The sequence below is a fragment of the Arthrobacter sp. PM3 genome (assembly GCF_003352915.1).
GTDB lineage: Bacteria > Actinomycetota > Actinomycetes > Actinomycetales > Micrococcaceae > Arthrobacter.
Map to the genome: position 1 here is coordinate 721,245 of NZ_CP022314.1, position 22,040 is coordinate 743,284.

Annotated in this window: 21 protein-coding genes; 12 read left to right on the top strand and 9 right to left on the bottom strand. The window is 69.2% G+C overall.

Annotated elements, in window-relative coordinates:
• Nucleotides 1-21: 21 nt before the first annotated feature.
• Nucleotides 22-531: a peroxiredoxin gene (locus CFN17_RS03390; RefSeq protein WP_208749969.1), complete on the top strand. Its 510-nt coding sequence runs from the start codon at nucleotides 22-24 to the stop codon at nucleotides 529-531.
• A 24-nt stretch (nucleotides 532-555) separates the two neighbouring features.
• Here CFN17_RS03390 and CFN17_RS03395 read toward each other — a convergent pair whose 3' ends face one another.
• Nucleotides 556-1,521: a serine hydrolase gene (locus CFN17_RS03395; protein ID WP_261792337.1), complete on the bottom strand. Its 966-nt coding sequence runs from the start codon at nucleotides 1,519-1,521 to the stop codon at nucleotides 556-558.
• A gap of 169 nt (nucleotides 1,522-1,690) precedes the next feature.
• Between CFN17_RS03395 and bcp the strand changes: the two genes are divergently transcribed.
• Nucleotides 1,691-2,170: a thioredoxin-dependent thiol peroxidase gene (gene bcp, locus CFN17_RS03400; protein WP_208749970.1), complete on the top strand. Its 480-nt coding sequence runs from the start codon at nucleotides 1,691-1,693 to the stop codon at nucleotides 2,168-2,170.
• A gap of 66 nt (nucleotides 2,171-2,236) precedes the next feature.
• Here bcp and CFN17_RS03405 read toward each other — a convergent pair whose 3' ends face one another.
• A complete protein-coding gene (locus CFN17_RS03405; protein WP_208749971.1) occupies nucleotides 2,237-3,085 on the bottom strand; it encodes a methyltransferase domain-containing protein in 849 nt (282 codons plus the stop codon).
• A 100-nt stretch (nucleotides 3,086-3,185) separates the two neighbouring features.
• Between CFN17_RS03405 and CFN17_RS03410 the strand changes: the two genes are divergently transcribed.
• The 3 genes from CFN17_RS03410 to purM all read left to right on the top strand — a co-directional run bounded on the left by CFN17_RS03410 (nucleotide 3,186) and on the right by purM (nucleotide 6,543).
• The gene (locus CFN17_RS03410) at nucleotides 3,186-3,563 is read left to right on the top strand and encodes a hypothetical protein (RefSeq protein ID WP_261792338.1); all 378 of its coding nucleotides are present in this window, start codon (nucleotides 3,186-3,188) and stop codon (nucleotides 3,561-3,563) included.
• 110 nt (nucleotides 3,564-3,673) lie between these two features.
• Entirely contained in the window at nucleotides 3,674-5,377 is a 1,704-nt protein-coding gene (gene purF, locus CFN17_RS03415; RefSeq protein WP_208749972.1) for an amidophosphoribosyltransferase, read from the top strand.
• Entirely contained in the window at nucleotides 5,374-6,543 is a 1,170-nt protein-coding gene (purM, locus tag CFN17_RS03420; RefSeq protein WP_208749973.1) for a phosphoribosylformylglycinamidine cyclo-ligase, read from the top strand. The genes purF and purM overlap by 4 nt, the downstream gene beginning before the upstream one ends.
• A gap of 61 nt (nucleotides 6,544-6,604) precedes the next feature.
• Here the strand turns inward: purM and CFN17_RS03425 are convergent, their stop codons facing one another.
• Together CFN17_RS03425 and CFN17_RS03430 are read right to left on the bottom strand one after the other, a co-directional pair.
• Nucleotides 6,605-7,399, bottom strand: a complete 795-nt coding sequence (locus CFN17_RS03425) for a VOC family protein (RefSeq protein ID WP_208749974.1) — start codon at nucleotides 7,397-7,399, stop codon at nucleotides 6,605-6,607.
• Between the two features lie 287 nt (nucleotides 7,400-7,686).
• Complete coding sequence (locus CFN17_RS03430) at nucleotides 7,687-7,920, bottom strand: DUF3073 domain-containing protein (RefSeq protein ID WP_208749975.1); 234 nt, start codon at nucleotides 7,918-7,920, stop codon at nucleotides 7,687-7,689.
• A gap of 291 nt (nucleotides 7,921-8,211) precedes the next feature.
• On the opposite strand from CFN17_RS03430, the gene CFN17_RS03435 reads away from it, so the two are divergent.
• Nucleotides 8,212-9,024: a septum formation family protein gene (locus CFN17_RS03435; protein WP_208749976.1), complete on the top strand. Its 813-nt coding sequence runs from the start codon at nucleotides 8,212-8,214 to the stop codon at nucleotides 9,022-9,024.
• 94 nt (nucleotides 9,025-9,118) lie between these two features.
• Here CFN17_RS03435 and clpB read toward each other — a convergent pair whose 3' ends face one another.
• Complete coding sequence (clpB, locus tag CFN17_RS03440) at nucleotides 9,119-11,776, bottom strand: ATP-dependent chaperone ClpB (protein WP_208749977.1); 2,658 nt, start codon at nucleotides 11,774-11,776, stop codon at nucleotides 9,119-9,121.
• A 685-nt stretch (nucleotides 11,777-12,461) separates the two neighbouring features.
• Here clpB and CFN17_RS03445 point away from each other — a divergent pair.
• From CFN17_RS03445 to CFN17_RS03470, 6 genes are all read left to right on the top strand, one after another.
• Nucleotides 12,462-13,520 (top strand): LacI family DNA-binding transcriptional regulator, encoded by a 1,059-nt coding sequence (locus CFN17_RS03445; protein ID WP_208749978.1) that lies wholly within the window; start codon nucleotides 12,462-12,464, stop codon nucleotides 13,518-13,520.
• Nucleotides 13,521-13,627: 107 nt separating this feature from the next.
• A complete protein-coding gene (locus tag CFN17_RS03450) occupies nucleotides 13,628-14,947 on the top strand; it encodes an MFS transporter (RefSeq protein ID WP_261792339.1) in 1,320 nt (439 codons plus the stop codon).
• Nucleotides 14,948-15,049: 102 nt separating this feature from the next.
• Nucleotides 15,050-15,814 (top strand): SDR family oxidoreductase, encoded by a 765-nt coding sequence (locus tag CFN17_RS03455; protein WP_208749979.1) that lies wholly within the window; start codon nucleotides 15,050-15,052, stop codon nucleotides 15,812-15,814.
• A gap of 18 nt (nucleotides 15,815-15,832) precedes the next feature.
• Nucleotides 15,833-16,765, top strand: a complete 933-nt coding sequence (locus tag CFN17_RS03460; RefSeq protein ID WP_208749980.1) for a 3-keto-5-aminohexanoate cleavage protein — start codon at nucleotides 15,833-15,835, stop codon at nucleotides 16,763-16,765.
• A 4-nt stretch (nucleotides 16,766-16,769) separates the two neighbouring features.
• Entirely contained in the window at nucleotides 16,770-17,798 is a 1,029-nt protein-coding gene (locus tag CFN17_RS03465) for a glycerate kinase (RefSeq protein ID WP_208749981.1), read from the top strand.
• Between the two features lie 503 nt (nucleotides 17,799-18,301).
• Nucleotides 18,302-18,808, top strand: coding sequence for a carboxymuconolactone decarboxylase family protein (locus CFN17_RS03470; RefSeq protein ID WP_208749982.1), 507 nt, complete (start codon nucleotides 18,302-18,304; stop codon nucleotides 18,806-18,808).
• Nucleotides 18,809-18,860: 52 nt separating this feature from the next.
• Here the strand turns inward: CFN17_RS03470 and CFN17_RS03475 are convergent, their stop codons facing one another.
• From CFN17_RS03475 to CFN17_RS03490, 4 genes are read right to left on the bottom strand one after another with little or no spacing between them, the layout of a single operon-like run.
• Nucleotides 18,861-19,910: a sulfate/molybdate ABC transporter ATP-binding protein gene (locus CFN17_RS03475; RefSeq protein WP_208749983.1), complete on the bottom strand. Its 1,050-nt coding sequence runs from the start codon at nucleotides 19,908-19,910 to the stop codon at nucleotides 18,861-18,863.
• The gene (locus CFN17_RS03480; protein WP_395926100.1) at nucleotides 19,907-20,779 is read right to left on the bottom strand and encodes an ABC transporter permease; all 873 of its coding nucleotides are present in this window, start codon (nucleotides 20,777-20,779) and stop codon (nucleotides 19,907-19,909) included. Before CFN17_RS03480 ends, CFN17_RS03475 begins: the two co-directional genes overlap by 4 nt.
• Complete coding sequence (gene modA / locus CFN17_RS03485; RefSeq protein ID WP_208749985.1) at nucleotides 20,757-21,539, bottom strand: molybdate ABC transporter substrate-binding protein; 783 nt, start codon at nucleotides 21,537-21,539, stop codon at nucleotides 20,757-20,759. Before modA ends, CFN17_RS03480 begins: the two co-directional genes overlap by 23 nt.
• A complete protein-coding gene (locus tag CFN17_RS03490; protein WP_208749986.1) occupies nucleotides 21,536-21,946 on the bottom strand; it encodes a molybdopterin-binding protein in 411 nt (136 codons plus the stop codon). The genes modA and CFN17_RS03490 overlap by 4 nt, the downstream gene beginning before the upstream one ends.
• Between the last annotated feature and the right edge of the window lie 94 nt (nucleotides 21,947-22,040).

The window sequence follows — 22,040 nt, forward strand, 5'->3', positions numbered from 1 at the left end:
CGACCCCGATCGAAGGAACCCATGAACCCCACCGCCACCACTGAAACACCCGCTACCACGGCAGCGACGGCCAGGCTGCGTGCCGGAGCCCCGGCCCCCGGCTTCACGCTGGCCGACGCCGCGGGCCGGCGGGTTTCCCTCGCCGATTACCGCGGCAGGAACGTGGTTGTCTACTTCTATCCGCGTGCCGCCACCCCGGGCTGCACCACGGAAGCCTGCGACTTCCGCGACAACCTCGCCAGCCTGCAGGGTGCCGGCTACGACGTCCTGGGCATCTCCCCCGACGCCCCGGCGGCGCTGGCCTCGTTCACCGGCGATTTCGGGCTGACCTTCCCGCTGCTCGCCGACGAGGACCACGCCGTGGCGCTGGCCTACGGCGCCTGGGGAGAAAAGATTGTCGACGGCGAGGTCCGGGAAGGCGTCATCCGGACCACGGTGGTCGTGGACCCTGAAGGCACCGTGGTCCTGGCCCGGTACGCGGTCAGCCCGCAGGGACACGTGCGCGCGCTGCGGGACGAACTCGGGATCTGAGCCTCCGGACCGGAACAGCGCCCTTCAGAACAGCGCCCCCGCCACCGCCTGCGTCAGCTGGTGGATCACCTCCGTGCGTTCCGGGACATCACTCAGGTCCTGGCCCTTGGTGTAGATGACCAGGGCGTAGGCCTTGCCGTCCTTGGCGAGGATGCCGGCGTCGTGCAGTTCGTCGTCCAGGAGCCCGTACTTGTGGAACACCGTGATCCCGTCCGGCACGGCCGCGGGAATGAGGGTTTCATAGTTGGTGTCCTGCATGTAGGACAGCAGCTCGGCGGTGTCCTCGGCGTTCAGGAGCCTTCCGGAGTAGACCCCGGACAGGATGCCGGCCATCTCGGCCGGGGTCAGCGTGTTCGTTTCCGGCACGTAGCTCACGCCCAGCGACGCCGCATACCGGGTCAGCTCCTCGTGGCCCACGGCGTCCATGATCAGGGACCAGGAGTCGTTGTCGCTCTGCTGGATCATGGCCTTGAGCTGGAACCCGGCGGTGTAGGCCCCCAACGGGTCAGCCAGGCTGGCAGCACCGGTTTCGACCAGGTGGTAGTAGGCCGCGGCGGCCAGGACCTTGGCCGTGCTGGCCGCCACAAACGCGTCCCGCACGCCGTATTCGTGCACGTCCGAAGGGTCTGCGCCGGCAGACACATCGACCAGCGCCACACCGATCTGGTACTGGCTGTTGGCGGCGATGATCGCGTTGATCCTGGCATCCAGCGCGTCGCCGATGGGCGCCGCTGCGGCCTGGGCCGACGCGTCACCGCCGTCCGCCGGTGCGCTGCTGCCCGACGCCGCCTGGGACGCAGCCGCACCGGCGGCCGACGCCCTCGCCCGTGGCTCCCCGGCGGAAACGATGCCGGCCCCCAGCGCGGCAGCCAGTAGCGCGGCGCAGACTGCAATAATCAGGGCCCGGGGCCGAACGGGCGCCCGGCGGCGCCGGCTGCCTGTGGCTGGCCGGGGCCCGAACCGTCGCTGCGGTGGCTTGTGCTGTTCCATAGTGGGTTCAAGCTAGCCAGCCCGGCTATGCCCAAGCTATGAAAGAGCTGTCACCGCGCCCAGCCGGCAGCCCCGAGGTTGGCCGCCCCGGGCGTCGGGCCGCCCGGAATACTGTCTTCGGCGCCGGTGTTGTGCACCACAGACCCGTCGTTCCCCCGGAAGGATCACCATGAGCCCCAACCTGACCGTCAAGCTCCAGCCCGGCACCCAGGCACCGGAATTCACCTTGCCCGATGCCGAAGGCAGGTCCGTGTCCCTGGCCGATTACCGGGGCAAGAACGTCATTGTCTACTTCTATCCGCAAGCCGCGACGCCGGGCTGCACCACCGAGGCCTGCGATTTCCGTGACAGCCTCGCGTCCCTGCAGGGCTCCGGCTATGAGGTGCTGGGCATCTCCCCCGACGCCCCGGAGGCCTTGGCTGCCTTCACCGGCGACTTCGGCCTGACCTTCCCGCTGCTGGCCGACGAGGACCACGCGGTGGCCCTCGCGTACGGCGCCTGGGGAGAGAAGCTGGTCCACGGCGAGGTCACCGAGGGCATCGTCCGCTCCACCGTCGTGCTGGATCCCGAGGGCAAGGTAAAGCTGGCGCAGTACCAGGTCAAGGCCCAGGGCCACGTCGCCGCGCTGAAGCAGGAGCTGGGCGTCTAGCGACGAGCCTGCACGGCGGCGGCCATCCCCTGCACGGCAGAGGTCCCGCCCCGGGACGCTTCCGGCCTAGACCTTCGTCCCGGCAACCACGGTGGCCGTGGACCGCAGCCGGATGGCGCCGTCGTGTTCGTAGCGGCCCAGCAAAGCGAACACGTCCGAGCGGATCAGAGCCTTGGACGCGTCATCCGCCTTGGCGAGCCCCATCGCCACGGTGGTCGCGATCTCGGTCATGAACGCCCAGTAGTCCTCGGGGGATTCGCGCACCAGCTCCGTGCTGACCTTGTCCTCGGTCACCTCCGCGAGCCCGGCTTCGTGGAACATCCGGGTCATGAATCCCGCTGGTGCGCACCGGAACAGCCCCGGGGACCCCGCGGACGGAATGGGCAGTTCGCGGTGCCGGGCAATTGTGCCCAGGATCAGGGTGGCCCACGGGTTCTCGGCGGCGCGCCCCCAGACAACAGCGCCGACCCGGGCGCCCGGCTTCGCGGCCCGCACCATCTCCCGCATGGCCGCGGACATCACCGGAAAGAACATCAGTCCGAAGCGGCAGTACACCGCGTCAAACATGTTGTCAGCGAAGGGCAAAGCGGCGGCATCACAAACTTCAAAGTCCACGTTATGCAGGCCGCGGGCCGCCGCCTTCTCGCGGGCCACCCCGAGCATGCCTGCGGAGATGTCGGCAAGGACCACGCGCCCGTCCGGCACCTGCCCGGCCGCATCGAGCCCGGGTTCGCCCGATCCGGCCCCGACATCCAGTACCCAGGAGGCCGGGCGGAGCCGCAGCTCGCGGAGCAGGGCCTCCCCGAACGGGGCATGCCAGCGGAGCAGCTCCGCGTCCCATTTTCTCCAGCCGGCCGAGAACTCATCCCAGATCAAGCGCTGCTCTTCGCGGATACGGTCGGCTGAGGCTAACATCGCGATTCCTTAGCTCGTCTGCACCTAGCCCTCCCCCACCCCTAGTGTGCCCCGCGAACCGGTCACCGGCAATGAGCAGAAGGGCATTAGGCTTAACGGCATGTCCTCCCACGAAACACCCGGCACCGCAGGCAGCGACCCCCAGCGGGGTACAGCCCCGGGGAACAGCCCGCAGCGGCGCGAAATCACCGTCCGCCGGGCACCGAAGTATGTGCCGTTCCTGATCCTGGGCGGGCTCGTGGGCATCGGCGTGGCCGCCGTCCTCGCCTACGCCTTCCCCGGGGACGCCAGCTACGACACCAGCTCCGTGTTCGGCTTCTTCATGGTTCTTTGCGCGGCCGGCGGCGCCATCCTGGGCGCCGTGGTGGCCCTGGTGCTGGACCGGCTGAGCGTGCGCCGCGCCCAGCGCGCCGTCGTCGAGTCCGTCCCGGAGTCCGCGGACGGGGAGCCGGACGGCGACGGCGGCTACCGCGCCTGAGCTGTGTCGGAGGCGCGCCTGAACTGTGCCTGAGCTGCGCCTGAGCCGGCCGGCAGGTCATAAACCGGCCGCCGGAAAAGTCTTACCGCACATCGTGAGATAATCGACCAGTGGCACGCGGCGATGGAAAACTTTCTCATGATCTTCTCCCAGGCGAAAAAGGCCCTCAGGACGCATGCGGCGTCTTCGGGGTCTGGGCACCCGGTGAAGAAGTAGCAAAACTTACCTACTACGGGCTGTACGCACTGCAGCACCGGGGTCAGGAGTCGGCTGGTATTGCGACCAGCGACGGCAAGCGGATCAACGTCTACAAGGACATGGGCCTCGTATCCCAGGTCTTCGACGAGGCGACGCTGAACACCCTGACCGGGCACCTGGCCGTCGGCCACTGCCGCTATTCCACGACCGGCGCGAGCCACTGGGCCAACGCCCAGCCCACCCTCGGCGCCACCGCCACGGGCACCGTGGCGCTGGCCCACAACGGCAACCTGACCAACACGGCCGAGCTCAAGGCCATGATCACGGACCGCAACGGCGGAAACCTCAGCGGCGAGATGAAGCAGGGCAACACCTCGGACACCGCCCTGGTCACGGCCCTCCTGGAAGGCGAGGAGGGCAAGTCCCTCGAACAGACCGCCCTGGAACTCCTGCCCAAGATCAAGGGCGGCTTCTGCTTCGTCTTCATGGACGAGGGCACCCTCTACGCGGCCCGCGACACCTACGGCATCCGCCCGTTGTGCCTGGGCCGGCTGGAGCGCGGCTGGGTGGTCGCCTCCGAGCAGTCCGCCCTGGCCACGGTCGGTGCGAGCTTCATCCGCGAAATCGAGCCCGGCGAGTTCATCGCGATCGACGAGGACGGTGTCCGTTCCCAGCGCTTCGCCGAGGCCACACCGGCCGGCTGCGTCTTTGAATACGTCTACCTCGCCCGCCCGGATGCCGCGATCGCCGGCCGGTCGGTCTACGAATCCCGGGTGGAGATGGGCCGCCAGCTGGCCCGCGAGAACACCCAGGAAGCCGACATCGTCATCCCCGTGCCGGAATCCGGCACGCCCGCCGCCGTGGGTTACGCCGAGGAATCCGGCATCCCGTTCGCGCACGGCTTCGTCAAGAACGCCTACGTGGGCCGGACGTTCATCCAGCCCTCGCAGACACTGCGCCAGTTGGGCATCCGGCTCAAGCTCAACGCGCTGGAATCCGTGATCCGCGGCAAGCGCGTGGTGGTGGTGGACGACTCGATCGTCCGCGGCAACACCCAGCGCGCCATCGTCCGGATGCTGCGCGAAGCCGGTGCCGCGTCCGTGCATGTCAAGATCTCCTCGCCGCCCGTGCAGTGGCCGTGCTTCTACGGCATCGACTTTGCCTCCCGCGCCGAACTGATCGCCAACGGCGCCACCATCGAGGAAATCGCCCAGGCGATCGGCGCCGACTCGTTGGCCTACATTTCCGAGGACGGCATGATCGCCGCCACCCGGCAGCCGCGCGAGCGCCTCTGCACCGCCTGCTTCACCGGCAAGTACCCGATCGAACTGCCCGGCGCCGACAAACTCGGGAAGAACCTGCTCGAGCGCCCCGACTCTGTCGGACAGCCCGGCGGCCTCCCGGCTGCCGCAGGCACTCCCGCCGCCGTGTCCGGCGGCGCTACGGCACCGACCGCAGGTCCCGAGTCCGACGCCGAACCCGGCACCACGATCTCGGACGACCCGGCCGACAAGGCCGGCGCCACGGGCTGCGATCCGGGGCCGGACTCCGAATACGAAGAACTGCTCACCGATGCCGACCGCGTCACCACAGCCGACAAGAAAGAGCCAGTATGACTTCCGCCTCCCCGGCCGCTGACATGAACGCCGCCCAGAACTCCGGCATCACCTACGCCTCCGCCGGCGTCGACGTCGAAGCGGGAGACCGCGCCGTCGAACTCATGAAGGATGCCGTCAAGGCAACCCACAACGCCTCGGTGATCGGCGGCGTCGGCGGGTTCGCCGGCCTCTACGACGTCTCCCGGCTGCTGACCTACAAGCGGCCGCTCCTGGCCACGTCCACGGACGGCGTCGGCACCAAGGTCGCCATCGCGCAGGCCATGGACATCCACGACACCATCGGGTTCGACCTCGTCGGCATGGTGGTGGACGACATCGTCGTGGTGGGCGCCGAGCCGCTCTACATGACCGACTACATCGCCTGCGGCAAGGTGGTTCCGGAGCGGATCGCGGACATCGTCCGCGGGATCGCGGCCGCCTGCTCCGTCGCCGGCACCGCCCTGGTGGGCGGCGAAACCGCCGAACACCCCGGCCTGCTGGGTGAGCACGAGTACGACGTCGCGGGTGCCGCCACCGGTGTGGTGGAGGCCGACGCCCTGCTCGGACCGGACCGGGTCCGCGCCGGCGACGTCGTGATCGGCATGGCGTCCTCGGGCCTGCACTCCAACGGCTACTCCCTGGTCCGCCGCGTCATCAACCACGCCGGCTGGGCCCTGGACCGCCAGGTCTCCGAACTCGGCCGCACCCTGGGCGAGGAACTCCTCGAGCCCACCCGCGTCTACGCCGCGGACTGCCTGGACCTCGCCCGCACGTTCCCGGTGGACGGTTCCGCCGGCGGCCGGGCCGTCCACGGTTTCAGCCATGTCACCGGCGGGGGCCTCGCGGCCAACCTCGCCCGCGTCCTGCCGCAGGGCCTGCTGGCCACGGTCGACCGCGCCACGTGGCAGCTGCCGGCCATCTTCAAGCTGGTCTCCGAACTGGGCAACGTCCCGCTGGCCGACCTCGAGCGCACCCTGAACCTGGGCGTGGGCATGGTCGCCATTGTCTCCCCGGAGGCCGCCGACGCCGCCGTGACCCGGCTCAACGACCGCGGCCTGCCGTCCTGGATCATGGGAACGGTCGAGGAAAACTCGGATTCGATCGTCAAAACCGGCCCGGATTACGTCCAGGGCGCCAAGGGCGTCGACGGCGGTGCGGTCCGGCTGGTCAACGCCTACGCCTGACGTTGCACCCCGCACCCTCGTCGGGTGCTCCGTAACTGCTGTTACGGAGCACCCGACGTTTTTAAGCCTCGAGCAGGCTGAAGACGCCGCCCTGCGGGTCCTGGATCGTCGCAATGGCTCCGCCCTCGCCGGCGTCCTCCGGTTCAATCAGCACGACGCCGCCCGCGGCCACGGCCGCCTGGACCGCCGCCTGCACGTCCGGCACGCCGAAGTACACCTGCCACCCCGGCTGGAGGGTGTCCTGCGCGTCGCCCGGTACCCGCGCGATCCCGGCCACCTCGGCGCCGTCCACCATCAGCGTCGTGTAGGTGCCGCCGTCGTCCTGGGGGTATTCGGTCACCTCGTGCCCGAAGAGCTGCTGGAAGAACCCGACGGCGGCCTGCGGCTCCGGCGTCAGCAGCTCGGCCCAGGCCAGCGAGCCCGCGGCCTGGATCCGGGCGGCTCCGAAGTGGCTGCCCGCCTGCCATGCCCCCGTGGTGCCGCCGCCGGGCGGGGCGAAGAAGACCAAGGTTCCGGTGTCGCCGATTGCCTCGGGACCGAACTCGAGGCGCCCGGCGGAATGAGCCAGCTCGGCGGCCAGATCCCGCGCGTCGCCGGTGGCGAAGTACACGTGCCAGCGGCCCGGTCCGTCCGCCGCTGCCTGCGGTGTGCCCTGCGGCGGGTTCTGCGGCGCGAGCACCGTGACAAGGTCGTCGCCGAGGAACGCCTTGGCGTAGCTGCCCCCGCCAGGGGTGGGCAGGTCCTCGAACCGCCAGCCGAACACCGCACCGTAGAAGGCCTTCGCCGCCTCCACATCCCTGGTCTGGAGGTCGGTCCAGCAAAGCTCGCCCGTGGCGAAACCTGTGCGGATGGTCATGGCTGTCCCTCCGGGGTATGGACACCGTGCCCGGGGAAACCCGGCGCGGCTGACGCGGCCGGCACGGCAACACTCAACACAGAAACATTCAACACAGAAACATTCAACACTGAAACATTCAACACTGGGACGGTCAGTGCGGCAACGATTAAGCCGGGGCCAGCCCGGGCACACGAAAGGCCGCCGGCCACGCCTGAGACAGGAGTGGCCGGCGGCCTGAAATTCGTTGGCCGGCACCGCGGTGCCGGCAGGGTCCCCCGGACAAATCTACCGGGCGGAAGTGTCGACTAACCTATCCGACGGGAATTTACCTCGTCGTCGTCGTCTTCCAAATCGTCCGCGTACTTGTCCACATACGCCGAATAATCCGGTTCGACCGGGTCATCCGCGTAGTGCTTCGTGGCACGACTGCCCGGGCCCGTGAGCTCGCGCTGAAGGGCCGAATAGTCAGTGTTCGGGGAGTAGTACTTGATGTCCCGAGCCTGCTTGGTAGCTTTTGCCTTTTGACGGCCGCGCCCCATGGCGTGACCCCCTTTTGTACTTGGACCGGAGGTGGTCACCTTTGGCGATCGGTGAGGCCCCGGAATGTTTGGTCAATTTGTCGTACACCTAGATTACATGCTTTCGGCCTCAGCCGCTTGCCGGCCCGCCCCTGTGGACAGTGTCGCGCGTCCGGCAGGGACGCCCGGGGCCGCCGTGGCATGCGCCCGGCGGCGCTTCTTCGATAGAGTTTCGTGATGTGCGCCCGGAAAAGGGCCACGATGCCGGGCCTCCAGCCCCGGCAATGATGCACGGAAGTGGTGAATTTCTCAGTGACTGAAGAGAATCCAAGGCACGACGGCGGGATCATCCCGCCGCCGCCGTCGAGGCCGCCGACGTCCGCCCTGCCCGTGGTTACCGTCACCCGGGAACAGGACACAACACCGCCCCCGGCGCCGTCCGCCGAGTCCGCCGGCGGTGCCGCGGAGACCGCGAAGAACCCCCCGGCAGCCAAAACCCTGCCGGGCAAGCTGTCCGGGAAGCTGTCCGGTGTCACGTTGCCCGGGTTGACGGCCGCCGTTTCACGCCGCGCCCGCCCCCTGGTCCGCCGGATCCGCCGGCAGGGACCCAAGCGGCTTGGCGCGGCGGCGGCCGTGCTCGTGGTGCTCGCGCTTCTGGTGTGGTGGGCCGTCGCCTCCTTCGCCGGTGGTCCGCAGTCTTCCGCGAACGGCGGCGGCACGGACCCGGCAGCGCCGTCGGCGGCGGCATCGGCCCCGGCCACGCGTGGCGCCCTGCCGCTGGAAGGTGTCAGCCCCCTGGAGTTCCAGTTGCGTGATTGTTTCAAGGATTTCGATCCGGACGCCCAGCAGTCCACGATTGTGGACTGCAGCACGGCGCACTCGGCCCAGCTGGTCGCCGTCGAAAAATACGCGGCGGACGATTCCTATCCCGGCCGGGAAGCACTGAAGCAGAAAGCGCGCGGCGCCTGCAAGGCCGCACCCCTGACCGAGAAGGCCGGCGACTACGACCTCAGCTACAAGCTGGCCTACCCGAGTTCGAGCAGCTGGGACAAGGGCGACCGCCGGGTTGACTGCTATGCCGTGACGGACGGCGGGAACGTCATCAAAGAGTCCTTGCTCCCCTAGTGCTTGTGGTTAACGATGGTCAGATGCCGCCGGCAGCCGGGATTCCCCGGCTGCCGGCGGCATTTAATTTGGATGAGGCATCCAGGTCCGGCGGTTATTCCTTGCGGCGGACCGACAGCCCGCTGCCGGTCGACGCGAGGCCCGCAGGCCGGTCTGCGCCCGAAGCCCCGCCCATGGTCAGTTCCATGAGGTCCGGCGCGGTGTCCACCACGACTGTGTCGCCGTCGGAGATCTCCCCGGCCAGGATGGCCTTGGCCAGCCGGTCGCCGATCTCGCGCTGGACCAGCCGGCGCAGGGGCCGGGCGCCGTACGCGGGGTCGAACCCGGTCACCGCCAGCCACGCACGGGCGCCGTCGGTCACTTCAAGGTTCAGGCGGCGGCCCTTGAGCCGCTCGCCCAGCTCCTTGACTTGCAGTTCCACGATCCGGGACAGCTCCTCGACGCTTAGCGGGTCGAACAGCACCACTTCATCCAGCCGGTTCAGGAACTCGGGCTTGAAGGAGGCGTGGACGGTGGCCATGACGGCGTTCCTCTTGGCCTCGGCGTCCAGGTTGGGATCCACCAAAAACTGGCTGCCAAGGTTCGAGGTGAGCACCAGGATCACGTTGCGGAAGTCCACGGTGCGGCCCTGGCCGTCGGTGAGCCGGCCGTCGTCGAGGACCTGCAGGAGGATGTCGAAGACCTCCGGGTGGGCCTTTTCCACTTCGTCGAGCAGCAGCACCGAGTACGGGCGCCGGCGGACGGCCTCGGTCAGCTGGCCGCCCTCCTCGTAGCCGACGTAGCCGGGAGGTGCCCCGACCAGCCGCGCCACGGAGTGCTTCTCCGAGTATTCGGACATGTCGATCCGCACCATGGCGCGTTCGTCGTCGAACAGGAAGTCGGCGAGGGACTTGGCGAGCTCGGTCTTGCCCACGCCGGTGGGGCCGAGGAACAGGAAGGAGCCGGTGGGCCGGTTGGGGTCGCTGATTCCGGCGCGGGCGCGACGCACCGCGTCGGAGACGGCGGCGACGGCCTTGCTCTGGCCGATCAGCCGCTCGCCCAGGACCTGTTCCATCTCCAGCAGCTTCTGGCTCTCGCCCTGGAGCATGCGCCCGGCGGGGATGCCGGTCCAGGCCGAGATCACCTCGGCGATGTCATCGGCGGTGACCTCGTCGGCCACCATCTGCCCGGACTTGTCCGGCACGGCGGCCTCCGCCTCGGCGGCGGCGTTCAGCTCCCGCTCCAGAGCCGGGATTTCGCCGTAGAGGACCCGGGACGCCGTCTCGAGGTCACCCTCACGCTGGGCTTTGTCGGCCGCGGACCGGAGCTCGTCGAGCTTGGCGCGGAGGTCGCCCACCCGGTTCAGGCCGGCCTTCTCAGCTTCCCAGCGGGCGTTCAGGGCCGCAAGCTCTTCCTTCTTGTCGGCCATGTCGGCGCGAAGGGCCGCAAGGCGTTCCACGGAGGCGGGGTCGGTCTCGCCGGCCAGGGCCAGTTCCTCCATGGTCAGCCGGTCCACCTGCCGGCGCAGCTGGTCGATTTCCTCCGGGGCGGAGTCGATCTCCATGCGCAGCCGGGACGCGGCCTCGTCCACGAGGTCGATCGCCTTGTCCGGCAGCTGGCGGCCGGAGATGTACCGGTTCGACAGGGTCGCGGCCGCCACGAGCGCCGAGTCGGCGATCGAGACCTTGTGGTGGGCCTCGTAGCGTTCCTTGAGGCCGCGCAGGATGCCGATGGTGTCGTCCACGCTCGGCTCGCCGACGTAGACCTGCTGGAACCGGCGTTCCAGGGCGGGGTCCTTTTCGATGTTCTCGCGGTACTCGTCCAGCGTCGTGGCGCCGATCAGCCGCAGCTCGCCGCGGGCCAGCATAGGCTTGAGCATGTTGCCGGCGTCCATGGAGCTGTCGCCGCTGGCCCCGGCACCGACCACAGTGTGGAGTTCGTCGATGAACGTGACAATCTGACCCTCGGAGCTCTTGATCTCCTCCAGAACGGCCTTGAGCCGTTCCTCGAATTCGCCGCGGTACTTCGCGCCGGCCACCATCGAGGCGAGGTCCAGGGCGATCAGGGTCTTGCCGCGGAGGCTTTCCGGCACGTCGCCTTCCACAATGCGCTGGGCGAGGCCTTCGACCACCGCCGTCTTGCCGACGCCGGGCTCGCCGATGATCACCGGGTTGTTCTTGGTGCGGCGGCTCAGGACCTGGATGATCCGCCGGATCTCGGCATCACGGCCGATCACCGGGTCCAGCTTGCCCGAGCGGGCGACCGCGGTGAGGTCCGTGCCGTACTTCTCCAGCGCCTGGAACGAATTCTCGGGGTCGGCGTTGTCCACCTTGCGGTCGCCGCGGACGCCCGGCAGGGCGGCAAGGAGCGCCTCATGCGAGGCGCCCGCCTCGCGCAGAAGCCGCCCGACGCCGTCGCTCCCGGCCGCGAGCCCCAGCAGCAGGTGCTCGGTGGAGACGAAGCTGTCGCCGAGGCGCTCGGCCTCGTTCTGGGCGTTCTGGATGGCCTGCAGCCCGGCCCGGGACAGCTGCGCCTGCTGCACGCTGCTCCCGGAGGTGGACGGGAGGGCCTTGATGGCGGTGCTCGCCTGGACGCTGACAGCATCCGGGTCGGCCCCGGTGGCCCGAAGCAGCGCGACGGCGACGCCCTCCCGCTGGTCCATGAGCGCCTTGAGCAGATGGGCTGGTTCGAGCTGCGGGTTTCCTGCGGTCGAGGCGTTCATGGCCGCTGCAGCGAGAGCCTCCTGGCTCTTGGTGGTGAATTTGGCGTCCAAAGAGGGCTCCTTCCGGAATGGTCCTGATTTCAAAGTTGAGTCTACATCGCTCAACTTTGCGATGGCAGCCGCACGCACCATGTTTGCCGACAGCGAAACGCCTGTCTAGGGGCGGAGTGCCCGCGGGGGTTCAAGGCAGATGGCGGGCACCTTGCCGGGGGCGGGAGCGGAGGCTTGCTTTCACCGGGGCGAGGGGCCGGGGCGAGGGGCCGGGGCGAGGGGCCGGGGCCTGGGGCCGGGGCGAGGGGCCGGGGCCTGGCGCCGGGGCGAGGGGCCGGGGCCTGGGTCTGGGTCTGGGTCTGTGTCTGGGTATCCCCCACCGCACCCCCACCGCAGGGGACATGCTCATTCCTCCCCGCCGCCCCGTGGGACATGCTCATTCTTCCCCGCCGCTCCCGGGGGACATGCCCTCCCCTCAGCCCATGGACTGGACATAGGACCACTATGTCCATCCCTCCGCCCCAAGACTGGACATGCGCCCTTGGCCGGGGCGCGAGGAATGAGCATGCCCCGCCGGCGACCCACGAAGAATGAGCATGCTCAGCACGACGGGGCAGAAACGGGCATGCCCGGCGGCCCGCGCCGCTGAACGGTCAGAAATCACTTAACGTTGCTTAACGTTCCGCAGCGTCCTTACTGTAACTGGAGTCACAGGAGCACAAATCGACGCGAAGGAGGGCCGGACATGCAGGAACATGCCACAAACAACGTCATGGACGGCCGCGCGGCGCCGGTTTCTGCCGCGGCGGTAGCGCGGGCGGCCGGGGTATCCCCGGCGTCAGTGTCCTATGTCCTCAACGGCAAGGGCGGAGTCTCGCCCGAAACGCGGCGCCACATCATCCACGTGGCCAATGAGCTGGGCTTCAGGCCCCGTAAGCCCTCGCAGTCCACGGACCCGCAGCGGACGCGGGTCATCGGACTGATCCTGCCCAACATCATCAACCCGATGTTCCCCCGTTGGGCCCAGGGCGTGATCTCCGCGGCGGCTGAATCCGGCTACGAGGTGTTCGTCGCCACCACCCAGGACGATCCCGCCACGCTCGCCCAGGTCACCTCGACGCTCGCGCACCGCAACGTGGACGGCATCATCCTCGCCGCGTCACTCCGGGACGACGCCACAGCCCTGCGGACCCTGCGTGCGGCCCGGATCCCCTACGTGTGCCTGTCCCGGCGGGCGGATTTCCTCGACTCTGACTTCGTAGGGATCGACGACGACGCCGCAGCCACCGCGCTGATGCAGCACATGCTTAGCCACGGCTTCACCGAAATCGCCACGGTGATCGGCCCGCGGTTCTCCACGGCCTCCCTGGCCCGCGAACAAGCCTTTGTCCGGACCGCCGCCGCGGCCGGGATCACCATCAGCAGCGACCGCAAGATCAGCACCCGGGTCAACAACGAGGGCGGCCGGCTGGCCGCCGAACGGCTGTTCTCCGCCGGGACCCCGCCGCAGGCCGTGGTGTGCGGCAGCGACGAACTTGCCATCGGCGTCATGGAATATGCGTTGTCCCGCGGGCTGCGTATCCCGGACGACGTCGCCGTCGCCGGCTGTGACGGCCTGCCCCACAGCCGCTCCGGGCTGATCAACCTAACCAGCATTGTCCAGCCGCAGCAGGAGATGGCCAACGAGGCCTTCGCCATGCTGCTCAAACGCATCGATTCCCCGTCCGCCACCTACACCTCCAAAGTGTGCCGGCACCGCCTGCACGTCGGCCGCACCTGCGGCTGCACGCCGGCCACGTCCTGACTCCCCGCACCACCCCAGACCCGCACCGTACCCGACCAGGGCTTCTCCAATGCTGCCCGCTGTCCCCCAAACCCTGCCCCTTTACCCCGACCCAAGGACCCCGACCCATGTCAGTTGTATCCGCACCAAAGAAGATGCGCACACCGCAGGAAATAAACGGCGTAATCCTCCGCCGCGTTATGCCGCTGCTGATCGGCGCCTACATCATGGCCTTCCTGGACCGAACCAACATCGGCATGGCCAAGGACCGGCTGGAAATCGACCTCGGCATCTCCGCCACCGCGTACGGAATCGGCGCGGGGCTGTTCTTCCTGACCTACGCCCTGTCCGAGATCCCGTCCAACCTGATCATGCACAAGGTCGGGGCCCGCTTCTGGATCATGCGGATCATGATCACGTGGGGCCTGATCTCCGCCGGCATGGCCTTCGTCCAGGGCGAATGGTCCTTCTACATCATGCGGATGCTCCTGGGCGTGGCCGAGGCCGGCCTGTTCCCCGGCGTCATGTACTTCCTGACCCAGTGGTTCGTGGTGAAGGACCGGGCCAAGGCCAACGGGATGTTCCTGCTCGGTGTCTCCATCGCCAACATCGTCGGCGCCCCGCTGGGCGGCCTGCTCCTGACGCTGGACGGGCTCGGCGGCCTGCATGGCTGGCAGTGGATGTTCATCGTCGAGGGGCTCCCCGCCTGCATCCTTGCCTACGTGGTCTGGAAGAAGCTCCCGGACCGCCCCAGCCAGGCCAAGTTCCTCAGCCCCGAGGAGGCCGCCGACCTCGAGGCCCGGATCGCCGCCGAAGAGACCGCCGGCGCCGAAGCCTCCGGCAACCACCGGCTCCGCGATGCGCTCAAGGACAAGCAGATCCTCCTCGTCGTCGGCGTCTACTTCACGCACCAGATCGCCGTCTACGCCCTGTCCTACTTCCTGCCCTCCATCATCGGCACGTACGGCAAGCTCAACCCGCTGCAGATCGGCCTGCTGACCGCGATCCCGTGGATCTACTCCGCCGCCGGCGCCCTGCTGGTCCCCCGCTTCGCCACCGACGGCCGGCGTTCCCGGGTGCTTGTCACCGGCACCATGACCGGCATCGTCGCCGGCTTCGCGCTCGGCGCCGTCGGCGGTCCGGTGCTTGGCATGATCGGCTTCTGCCTCGCCGCGTTCAACTTCTTCGCCCTCCAGCCGATCCTCTTCACCTACCCCGCCACCCGGCTCAGCGGCGCCGCCCTCGCCGGCGGGATCGCGTTCGTCAACACGGTCGGTCTCTGCGGCGGCTTCCTCGGCCCCTACGTCATGGGCTTCATGCAGGACGCCACCGGCTCCAAGCTCTCCGGCCTGTGGTTCATCGTGGCCATGTGCGTGGTCGGCGCGCTGCTCTCCCTGCTGCTCAAGCGCGGCACGGAAAAGCCTGCCGCCGTCCCCGCGGCGCACTGACGCCCAGCCCCTGACGCCCTGCCCCACCGCCCCCCGCTCCGCTGACAGGCCTCGCGCCTGTCAGCGGAGCGGCCCACCGAACTACCACTGCAAGGAAAACCCATGGATTTCACCGCCAAGCGCGTCCTGGTCACGGCCGGAGCCAACGGCATCGGCCTGGCCATCGCCAACAAGTTCCGCGAACTCGGCGCCGCCGTCTTCGTCACCGATATAGACCCCGACGCCGTCGAGAAGGCCCGCGTCAACGGCCTGCAGGCAGCAGTCAGCGACGTTTCGGACGAGAACCAGGTCCGCACCCTCATGGGCACGGTCCGGGACGGGCTCGGCGGCCTCGACGTCCTCGTCAACAATGCCGGGATTGCCGGGCCCACCGGCCCGCTGGAAACCCTGGACGCCGCGGCGTGGAAGGCCACGTTCGACGTCAACATCCACGGCCAGTTCTACTGCATCAAGCATGCGCTGCCGTTGCTCCGGCAGGGCCGCGACGCCTCGATCGTGAACCTCTCGTCCGCGGCCGGCCGGCTCGGCATGGCCGGCCGCAGCGCCTATTCTGCGTCCAAGTGGGCCGTCGTCGGGCTGACCAAGACCCTCGCGATCGAACTCGGCCCGGACCGGATCCGGGTCAACGCGATCTGCCCCGGCGCCGTCAATGGTCCCCGGATCGACGCCGTCATCGCCGCCAAGGCGCAGATGCTGGGGCGACCGGCCGACGAGGTCTCGGAGCTCTACCACAACCAGTCGTCGCTGGGCCGGCTGATCGAGGCCGAGGACATCGCCAACATGGCCGTCTTCGCCGCCAGCAGCATGGCCCGCAACGTCAACGGCCAGGCCCTCGCCGTCGACGGCAACACCGAAAAGCTCTACTGACCCGAAGGAGACTCTCCCATGGCTGCTGTCCGCAAGGTCATCATCACCAGCGCCGTCACCGGCGCCATCCACACCCCGTCCATGTCCCCGCATCTGCCGGTCTCGCCCGATGAGATTGCCGACGCCGCGCTCGGCGCCGCAGAGGCCGGCGCCGCCATTGTGCACATGCACGCCCGCGATCCCAGGGACGGCCGCCCCTCGCAGGATCCGGAACACTTCGCGCCCATCCTGGACAAGCTCAAGCGCAACACCGACGCCGTCATCAACATCACCACGGGCGGCTCGCCGCACATGAGCGTGGAGGAACGGATGCGGCCGGCGGCTCTCTTCAAGCCCGAGCTCGCCTCCCTCAACATGGGCTCAATGAACTTCGGGCTGTACCCGATGCTGGAGCGCTTCACCGAATTCGGCCACGCCTGGGAACGCGAGGGTCTCGAAAAGAGCCGGGACCTCGTCTTCAAGAACACCTTCCAGGACATCGAAACGATTCTGGGGATCGGCAACGAGAACGGCACGCGCTTCGAATTCGAGTGCTACGACATCTCGCACCTGAACAACCTCGCCCACTTCCACGCCCGCGGACTGGCCCGCGGCCCGCTGTTCGTCCAGTCTGTCTTTGGCTTGCTCGGCGGCATCGGCGCCCACCCCGAGGACCTGATGCACATGCGCCGCACCGCGGACCGGCTGCTGGGCCAGGACTACGAATGGTCCATCCTGGGTGCCGGCAAGAACCAGATGCCGCTGGCCACGATTGGCGCCGCCATGGGCTCCCACGTCCGTGTGGGACTGGAGGATTCCCTCTGGATCGGTCCCGGACAGCTCGCCGCTTCGAACGCCGAACAGGTCACCCGGATCCGCACCATCCTGGAGGCCCTCAACTTTGAGGTCGCCACGCCCGACGAGGCCCGGCAGATGCTGCAGCTCAAGGGCCGCGACAACGTGGGGTTCTGATCCCGTGAACATCCTCGTGGCCCCGGACAGCTTCAAGGGCACGTTCAGCGCGGCCGAGGTCGCCGCGCACATCGCGGCGGGCATCCGGTCCGCCGGCGGCGCCGCCCGCGAACTGCCCGTGGCCGACGGCGGCGAGGGCACCTTCGAGGCGCTCGCCGCCGGGCTGGATGCCCGGCCCGTCCGGGTCGCCACCGTAGGTCCGTGGGGCGAACCGGTCGACGCGGTGATCGGGCTGACCGACGGCGGAACCGCCGTCGTCGAACTTGCGGCCGCGAGCGGCCTGAACCTGCCCTCCTGCACGGGCCGGGACCCGGTCGCGGCCAGCACCTACGGCACCGGCGTACTGATCGCGGAGGCCGCCCGCTACGGCGCACGGCGCATCCTGGTGGCGGCCGGCGGCTCGGCCACGACCGACGGCGGCGTCGGGGCCATCGCCGCAATCGAGGACCGCGGGGGGATTCTCGGCGCGGAGATCGTGGTCCTCAGCGACGTCACGACCCGTTTCAGCGACGCGGCCCGGGTTTTCGGTCCGCAGAAAGGCGCCGGGCAGGACACGGTCGGGCTGCTCACGCGCAGGCTGGACATGCTCGCCGAGTCGTTCGCCCACGACTACGGGCGTGATCCGCGGCCGGTGGACCGCACCGGCGCAGCCGGCGGGTTCTCCGGCGGCCTGTGGGCCCGCTACGGCGCCAGCCTGGTTTCGGGAGCGGATTATGTGCTGGACCTGCTGGGCTTCGATGCACACCTGGCCGGGAGCAGCGCGGTGGTGGTCGGCGAGGGCCGGCTGGATTCCCAGACCGGCCAGGGAAAGATCATTGCCGCCATCCTGGCCCGGGCAGGCACCACGCCCGTGTACGCCGTGGTGGGATCGGTGGATCCGGACTTTGGCGCCGCCGCCGACCGTTTTGCCGGCATCATCGTGGCCGGAACTCCTGCCGCAATGGCAGCCGCGGGCGCTGAACTGGCCGGGGTGGTCCCGCAGTCTCCCCGGCCGCGGGACATGCCCTCCGTTAGGGCTCACCAGTGGACATAGGCCCACTCTGCGCATTCCTGGGCTCGAAGATTGGGCATGCCCCCGCGCGCCCGGCCTCAGGACTGGGCATGTCCCCCCATTGCCCCGCCCGAAGGCCGGGCATGTCCTCCGTGAGGGCCGACCAGTGGACATAGGCCCACTCTGCGCATTCCTGGGCTCGAAGATTGGGCATGCCCCCGCGCGCCCGGCCTCAGGACTGGGCATGTCCCCCCATTGCCCCGCCCGAAGGCCGGGCATGTCCTCCGTGAGGGCCGACCAGTGGACATAGGCCCACTCTGCGCATTCCTGGGCTCGAAGGTTGGGCATGTCCCCGCGGGAGGGCGCGAAAAATGGGCATGTCCCTCGGAGAGGGACCGGGGCGGAAAGAGCGGTGCGGCGGCCGGGTCCCCCAAGGAACCGGCCACCGCACCAATCACTCCCACCAGGAAAGCTTGTCACATGTTTGACAAAATTGTCACACGACGCTCCGCGGCGCAGTGAAGCTCGTCGGTAATGTGGATTCCATGAACGAAACCGCGGCACCGCAGAATCCCGAGCACCGGAGGGTCTTTCTTGACAAGGAGCACCCCGCTGCTTGGCGCGCACTGAACGGGCTGGGCCTGAAGGCCAAGGAGGCGGCCGCCGAGGCCGGGCTGGACGGGAAGTTGATCGAGCTTCTGAATGTCCGCATCTCGCAGATCAACGGCTGCGCCTTCTGCCTGGACCTGCATGTGGGCGATGCCCTTAAGAACGGCGAATCGCCCCAACGCCTCGCGGTCCTGCCGGCATGGCGGGACACCCCGCTGTTCTCCGAGAAGGAACGCGCGGCCCTGACGCTTGCCGAGGCCATCACCTCCATTTCCGATGCCCACGCCCGCGATCACGAGGGCGCCCAGGCCCGGAAGCACCTGACGGCCGAGGAATTTTCCGCCGTCAGCTGGCTGGCCATCACGATGAACGCGTTCAACCGGGTCTCCATCGTCAGCCAGCACCCGGTCCGTCCACCCCGCGGCGCAGCCGCCCAGGATTAACCCTGCAGCCGCCCAGGATTAACCCCGCGGAGCCCCCAAACGTGACCCGCACCTACGCCGGGTAAATCGCCACCGCCGCGGCCTTGACCACGAAGTAGGCCTCCAGCCCCGGGGCCAGGCCGAGGTCCGCGGAGGCCGCCGGCGTGATGTCGGCCGCCAGGTCCCCTGCCCGGACGCGGACCTGGTCCCCGTGCGGTTCGAGGTCCGTGATCGTCACCCGGAACGAGTTCCGCGGGCTGCCGTGCGCCTCGCTGAGGAATACGGAGACGGCCGACGGCGCAAAGGCGGCCACGCCGGCCTGCCCGGGGATCAGGGGGTCATCATGCTGCCCGGCAAATTCCAGGCCCTCGGCGGAACGGATGCCGGCCGCGGTCACGGTTCCCGATACCAGGTTCAGCCCCGCCAGGCCGGCGGCGAAGCGGCTCCGCGGCCGCCGGAGCACCTCACGGACGGGGCCCTCCTCGCTGATCCGGCCGCCTTCCAGGACAATCACCCGGTCCGCGAGCATGTAGGCGTCCAGGACGTCATGGGTGACAATGACGGCGCGGCGCCCGGCGAGGACGCGCTTGAGCAACCGGCGCAGCAGCGGCGCGGCGTGAACATCGAGGGCCGCCATGGGCTCATCGAGCAGCAGGAGGTCGGGGGCGGCGGCCAGCGCACGCGCCACGGCCACCCGCTGCGCCTGCCCGCCGGACAGTTCCCCGGGCCGCCGGGCTGCGAGCGCGGCGGCGTCGACTTCGGCCAGCCAGTGCCGCGCCGTTTCCCGGGCCGCGGCTATGCCCATGCCGGCGCTCCGGGGTCCGAAGGCGACGTTGTCCAGCGCGCTCAAGTGCGGAAACAACAGCGGCTCCTGCGCCAGGAGGGCCGTCCCGCGGCGGTGGGGCGCCGTCCACGTGTTCGCCCCGGGGCCGAGATCGAACAGGATCCTGCCGTCCACCTCGCACCTGCCGGCATCCGGGCGGAGCAGGCCCGCCATGACGGCGAGCAGCGTGGACTTGCCCGCTCCGTTGGGGCCCAGGACCGCGAGGGTTTCGCCCGCCGCCAGGCTCAGGGAGACGTCGAAGCCGCGGGCAGCGATGGCGGCATCAATCCGGACGCTCACGGCACCACCTTCTCCGGCGCCGACGGCAACTCCGGCGCCCCGCCTCCGCCGGTTCCCGGCGGGCGCCGGTAGGACAGTCCGACGACGGCGACGGCCACCGCGACTAGGACCAGTGAAAGCGCGACGGCGGCGTCGGCGTCGGTCTCACGCTGCAGGTAGATCTCCAGCGGAAGGGTGCGGGTGACGCCCTGCAGGCTTCCGGCGAACGTGAGCGTGGCGCCGAACTCGCCCAGGCTGCGCGCGAAGGAGAGCACGGCTCCGGACGCGAGCCCCGGCAGCACCAGTGGAAGGGTCACCCGGCGCAGCACCGTGGTGGGGCGGGCCCCAAGCGTCGCGGCGACGGCCTCGTACCGGCTCCCGGCCGAGCGCAGCGCCCCCTCGAGGCTCACCACGAGGAACGGGAGCGCCACGAAGGCCTGGGCGAGGACCACCGCCGTCGTGGAAAACGCGATCTGGATGCCGGCGACCTGCAGCGAGCGCCCGAGCAGCCCCTGCCTGCCAAAGGTGTAAAGCAGCGCGATGCCCCCAACGACGGGCGGCAGGACCAGCGGCAGCAGGACGAAGGAGCGCAGCAGCCGCTGCCCGCGGAACTGCGCGCGGGCCAGGACGAGCGCCAGCGGGACGCCAAGCACGAGGCACAGGACCGTGCTCGCCGCCGAGGTGCGCAGGCTCAGTCCCAGGGCGGTCAGGGACGCGTCCGAGGTGATCAACGGGACGAACTGCGCCCAGTTGACCCGCGCGACGACGGCGGCGAGGGGAAGGAGGACGAATACTGCCCCCACCGCGGCGACGCCATAGATCCACCGTGGAATCCCCGCGTACCCGCCGCCGTGCCTCATGCGGTGCTCACGGTGCGCCGAACCCGGCATCGGCCAGGACCTTTTTGCCCTCGGCGCCGGTGACCAGCGCGCTGAAGGCAGCCGCCAGTTCCTTGTTCCTGCTGGAACCCACGGTGGCGATGGGGTACACGTTGACGGCCTTGCCCGCTTCGGCGAAGGGGATTCCCTTGACCTTGTCACCGGCGGCCTTCACGTCCGTGACATAGACGATGCCGGCGTCGGCCTCGCCCGAGGTCACCTTGCCCAGAACGTCGGTGACGGAGGATTCCTCGCTGACCGGTTTCAGCGTCACGCCGGTGGCTTTTTCGACGGCGGCCGTGGCGGCGCCGCAGGGCACCTGGCCGGCGCACACCACCACCCGGACGCCCGGGCGGGCGAGGTCGGCGAAGGACGCGATCGACGCCGGGTTGGCCGGCGGGACTGCGATCGCCAGCACGTTGGTGGCGAAATTCGCGGCTGCACCATCCAGCAGACCGGCATCGGCGAGCTTGGTCATGTTCCTGGTGTCGGCCGACGCGAACACATCGGCGGGGGCTCCCTGGCTGATTTGGGTGACGAGGTCGGAGGAGCCGGCGAAACTCAGAGCCACTTTGGTGCCCGGGTGGCCCTCTTCAAAGGTGGCCGCAAGCTTGGTGAAGGGTGCCTTGAGCGAGGCGGCGGCAAACACGGTGAGGGTCCTCCCGGAGTCCCCGGCTGCAGGATTCCGGTCTGCCGGTGCGGCGCAAGCTGCGGCGGCACCGGACACGGCCGCGGCCATGACGACGGCGGCAATCCTGTTGCCCAGCTTCATGCGATGCCCTTTCCCTTGGGTGTTTCGATGATCACGGTGGTGGCTTTCACGACGGCGGTCGCCACGGAGCCGAGCTCCAGCCCGAGGTCGCGCACGGCCTCGCTGCTCATCAGGGACACCACGCGGAACGGTCCGCACTGCAGCTCCACCTGCGCCATCACGGTGTCCGCCGTAATGGCGGTGACGAGTCCGACGAAACGGTTCCGGGCCGAACTTCCCACTTGGGCCGGATCGTCGGGAAGCTGGGCCTGGTCCCGGGCCAGTTTCGCCAGTTCCAGGCCGTCCACTGCCAGGCGGCCGGCATCGTCCTTGAGAGGCGTCAGGCTTCCCTGCTCAATCCAGCGCCGGACGGTGTCGTCGCTGACGCCGAGGAACCGGGCCGCTTCGGAGACGCGAATATTAGGCATGCCCCCACTATATTCCTCATTTGCGGAAGAATCCGCCGCTCAGCACCGCAAAGGCCACGCAACGGTGCTGCCAGGACGGCGCGTCGGGTGCTGC